Raw genomic sequence first — 4,244 nt, forward strand, 5'->3', positions numbered from 1 at the left:
TCCAGTTCCTTTGCCACCCCCGCAAGCGGGGGCACTATAAAGCTCCGTTATGCTGTGAGCTGCTTATGAAAGGACTGCTTTTCAGAGCTTTATTGTCCCACCGCTCCGCGGGGGGAAGGTGGTGCCGTAAGGCAGCAAAGGGGGGAAGAGCCACCGGAGGTGGCTGATCGACGTAATGCTTTTCATGACGTATGATACAGAAAGCCAAGCCCGTAACGCTGACTTTATACTCATCGCCCAAAGGGCGATACCATCACCCTCTGAACCCTCTGAACCCTTTGAACCTTCTGAACCCTGTGAACCCTCACACCGAAGGTGTGTCCAATGAACCTTCACACCGCAGGTGTGTCCAGCGGCGTGTCATTTCAAATAAGACTCATCATAGCTGAAGGAGGCGCTGCCGTCTTCTCCGGCGTGGATGGAAGCTTTGACGCCCAGGGGGAGGAAGAGGTTATCCGGGCCGTGGCCCACGGGGACGCCGGCAATCACCGGTTTGCCGGAGAGTTTGGCGTAGTGGGAAAGGACATCGGCAATGGAAAATTCTTCACCCACCGGGGAGGCGCCGTAGAAGTCGCCGTAGGCGATGGCGCTTACCCGGGAGAGAAGGCCGTTCTGGTAAAGCTGTTCCATCATCCGGTCCACCCGGTAGGGGTCTTCTCCCGTGTCTTCCAGAAGAAGGATGGCGCCGTCACCCTTCAGCTCATAAGGCGTGCCGCAGAGGGTGGCAAGTACCGACAGATTTCCTCCTTCCACCGGGCCTGTGGCGTCGCCGGGGACAAGGGCCTTCAGCTTTCTTCCGGCGGGCAGGCGGATTTCCCCTTTGGGCAGACTGCCGGAAAGCCCGTTTTCAAAATTATAGAGGGTAAAGGCGGTATAATTGTCCCCTTTGAAGGAGGACATCATGGGACCGTGGATGGTGACCAGACCGCTCTTCTCGCCGATGGCGGCGTGGAGGGCGGTAATGTCGGAAAAGCCGATGAGCATTTTCGGATGGCGGGCGATCATGTCGTAGTCCAGCTTGTCCAGAAGCCGGGCGGAGCCGTAGCCGCCCCGGAGGCAGACGATGGCTTTCACCGAATCGTCCTTGAAGAAATCGTTCAAATCCTTCGCCCGTTCTTCGTCGCTTCCTGCCAGGTAGCCGTAATCATCGGTGACGGAGGGAGCCAGTTTCACTTTGTATCCCAGAGATTCCAGAAGCTCGATGGACCGGTTGTAATCAGTCATGCCTCCATGGGCGGCGGGTGCCAGAATGCCTATGGTATCCCCTTCTTTTAAAGGGAGCACCTTTTCCCGCTCCCTCGTTCCTGTATCGGGGGCAGCGGAAAAGAGACGGACCAGGAGCAGCACGACCCCTATGATCAGGAGGGGCAGAATGTAAAATTCGTATTTCTTAAACCATATATGTAAACCGTGCATGGATATTCCTTCTTATACTGTATTTGCGCTTTTGGGCGCCAATGACAAGTATAGCACGGAATAGGGGAAATGGCGCAAGAAAGATAAAATTGGTAAGAAGTGCCGGCTCAATCGCCGGGACTGTGAAAAGGTCAATGATTTCTTCACAGCCTCTTCATAAAAAATAGGCGGGCTTCGGTGAGAGTATGGAAAAGGGCAAAGCACTTCTGCCGGATGTCTTCGGTGGCCGGCATCAGGTCCGGCACCATCACCGGTTTCATACCGGCGGCGTAAGCGGCGAGGATGCCATTGGGGCTGTCTTCGAACACATAGCAGTCCTTGGGAGAGGCGCCCAGTTTCCGGGCAGCCAGAAGGAAAATATCCGGTGCCGGCTTTCCGCGCTGCACTTCATCACCGCTGGCAATGGCGTCAAAAAAGGGAAGGAGTCCGGTGACGGAAAGATTCGCCTGGATCTGCGCGGCGGGACTGCTGCTTCCGATGGCCAGGGGCCACCCTTTTTCATGGAAAAAGGAAATCATCTCCCTGCACCCCGGTTTCTCCGGCACCGACTTTGCCAGACGGCGGGCCACCCCTTCCTTGCAGAGACGCTGGATTTCGCTGCCCTCCGGCACGTGGTAAAACTTCTCAATAATGCGGTTCATGGCCTCCCCGCTGGTGCCGCAGATTTTATATTTGAAATGGTCAGGAAGAGAGAGACCCCTCTCTTTTGCCAGACGGTTCCATTCCTGCTGGAAAATGGCCTCCGTATCAAAAAGAGTGCCATCCATATCAAAAATAACAGATTGTTTGCGCATAGATACCTCGGAAATAGTGATCTAGTGATCTAGTGATCTAGTGATCTAGTGATCTAGTGATCTAGTGAGCTAGTTGAGGGAGTTACTTACGGCATACACCAGAAGGATTTCCCGCCGACCGGTATTGTTTAGTGAGCTAGTGAGCTGGTGTACTAGTGAGCTAGTTGGAGTTACTTACGGCATACATCAGAAGGATTTCTCACTGACTGGTATTTACCACCGGTTGTCTCCCATGTGTCGGGTACCAAGATTCTTCGCCTACGGCTCAGAATGACCGTGTCGGCGGGAAGGTCAGCACGTAACGTCCTTGCCCACCCCTGTCCAAGGGGTGGGTGGCGAGCGCAGCGAGCCGGAAGGGGTTAGCCCACAGGCGGCATTATAAACTCATTGCCCGAAGGGCAATCCACAACCCTCAGCGGCCGCAGGCCGCTGTCAAACCTAAGAACCCGACCGCCGTAGGCCGGTCAAACTTGAGAACCTTCCCCCTCACACAACCCTTCTGCACAACCCGCCGTCGATAGGCGGCCACAACCTGCGGCGCCAGCCGCGCCCCTTTTTTATAATCCGCGGCGAAGCCGCCACCACAACCCTCGGCCTGCAAGGCCGTCAAACCTAAGAACCCTCCGGCCCAGCGGGCCGGTCCATCTTAAGAACCTTTTTTCTGCCCCCTGAGCGAAAGCGAACACAACCTGCCGCCTGCAGGCGGCCACAACCCTCGGCCCAAAGGGCCGTCAACCCTCACGCCGCAGGCGTGTCCCTATCCGCCTACATGGGAACCGGCGGCCTGGAAGACGGGGAGCATGACGGAGAATACCATGAGGGCGGTGACGGCGCCGGTGAAGAGGAGGAGGGAGGGCTCCAGGATGGCCCGGAAGCGGCGGATTTTGCGTTCCGTTTCATGGGTGAGGATTTCCTCTGCCTGCCGGAGGAAGCGGGGGAGTTCCCCGCTTTCCATGCCCACCCGGCAGAGATGGCTCACCAGGGGCAGGGAGAAGCCGCTTTCCTCCAGCACCTGGGCAAAATCCTCGCCTCTCTCCAGATGGCTGGCTGCGAAAGAGAGGGCTCTTTTTGCCTTTTCATTTCCCACCACATCCCGGGCATCCCGGAGGGACTCTGTCAGGGGATGGCCGCTTTCCAAAAGGGCGGAGAGGGCGGCGGAGAAACGGACCAGCAGAATGCGCCGGTAGAAACGGGAACGGTACAGCAGGCTGTGGGCTGTTTTCTTTCCCTCTTTGGTGCAGAAGAAAAGGAGAGAAGAGGCGAAAAGAAGGAAGAGGAACCCGCCCAGAAGGGCGCCGTACTCCCTCAGCCACAGTCCGAAGGACAGGGCCAGGGACGCGGCCGGCGGAAAGGGGATGGACAGGGATTCAAAAAGAAGGGCAAAGGAGGGAAGAATGAAGGTGAGAATCACCACGAAAAGGCAGAGAGCAAAAAGAGTGACAAAGAGCGGATAGGCCAGGGCCCCCTTCAGCTGGCTGATGAAACGATCCTCCTTCAGGTAGTACGTAGACAGCCGGTGCAGCTCCCGGGGCAGGGTGCCCGACAGCTCACCTACAGAAAGAAGGGAGAGGAAGAAAGGCGGAAAACAGGAAGCGCCGGTAAAACTTTCCCCCACCCCATGGCCGGAGGAAATGGTTTTCCGGATGGATGAAATCACATGGCCCTCCCTCTGATCCATCTGCTTTTCCAGAAGGGCCAGGGAGTCGGTGATGGTGAGCCCCGCATCCAGCAGAGACGCCCACTCCTCCGCAAAAAGGGCGAGCTTCCTGCGGGAAGAAAAGGGCTTTCTGAAAAAGGAAATAGAAGAGGGTGCCTTCTTCTCCTCCAGATGAATGAGATGGAGTTCCCGGGCAAATATTTCCTGCGCCGCCTCCCGGCGCGACTCCGCCTGCAGGCTGTCCTCTATGATGGAGCCGTCATCGCTGTAGGCTTTGTAGATAAATTCCTTCATAGTCCGCTCCTTGTTCCTGGTGAGATGGTAGACGATAGAAGCTAGGGAAGCACTGATTCATTCATAGAGTCTGCTTTTATAAG

Annotated in this window: 3 protein-coding genes; all 3 read right to left on the reverse strand. The window is 56.5% G+C overall.

Annotated features, from left to right (window positions below; all coding sequences use genetic code 11):
- Positions 1–360 precede the first annotated feature (360 nt).
- The 3 genes from B2Y11_RS04570 to B2Y11_RS04580 all read right to left on the reverse strand — a co-directional run bounded on the left by B2Y11_RS04570 (position 361) and on the right by B2Y11_RS04580 (position 4,161).
- Positions 361–1,416 carry a S66 peptidase family protein gene (locus tag B2Y11_RS04570; protein WP_291056769.1) on the reverse strand — a complete coding sequence of 352 codons (1,056 nt, stop codon included), beginning with the start codon at positions 1,414–1,416 and terminating at the stop codon, positions 361–363.
- Between the two features lie 143 nt (positions 1,417–1,559).
- Positions 1,560–2,210 (reverse strand): HAD family hydrolase, encoded by a 651-nt coding sequence (locus tag B2Y11_RS04575; RefSeq protein ID WP_291056771.1) that lies wholly within the window; start codon positions 2,208–2,210, stop codon positions 1,560–1,562.
- Positions 2,211–2,967: 757 nt separating this feature from the next.
- The gene (locus tag B2Y11_RS04580) at positions 2,968–4,161 is read right to left on the reverse strand and encodes a type II secretion system F family protein (RefSeq protein WP_291056773.1); all 1,194 of its coding nucleotides are present in this window, start codon (positions 4,159–4,161) and stop codon (positions 2,968–2,970) included.
- Positions 4,162–4,244: the final 83 nt, after the last annotated feature.

This window comes from Dialister sp. UBA1703 (assembly GCA_002320515.1).
In the GTDB taxonomy this organism is placed as follows: Bacteria; Bacillota; Negativicutes; order Veillonellales; family Dialisteraceae; genus Dialister.

Coding starts and splice junctions, on each gene's coding strand:
- B2Y11_RS04580 (WP_291056773.1), bottom strand. CDS start 4,161: ATGAAGGAATTTATCTACAAAGCCTACAGCGATGACGGCTCCATCATA.
- B2Y11_RS04570 (WP_291056769.1), bottom strand. CDS start 1,416: ATGCACGGTTTACATATATGGTTTAAGAAATACGAATTTTACATTCTG.
- B2Y11_RS04575 (WP_291056771.1), bottom strand. CDS start 2,210: ATGCGCAAACAATCTGTTATTTTTGATATGGATGGCACTCTTTTTGAT.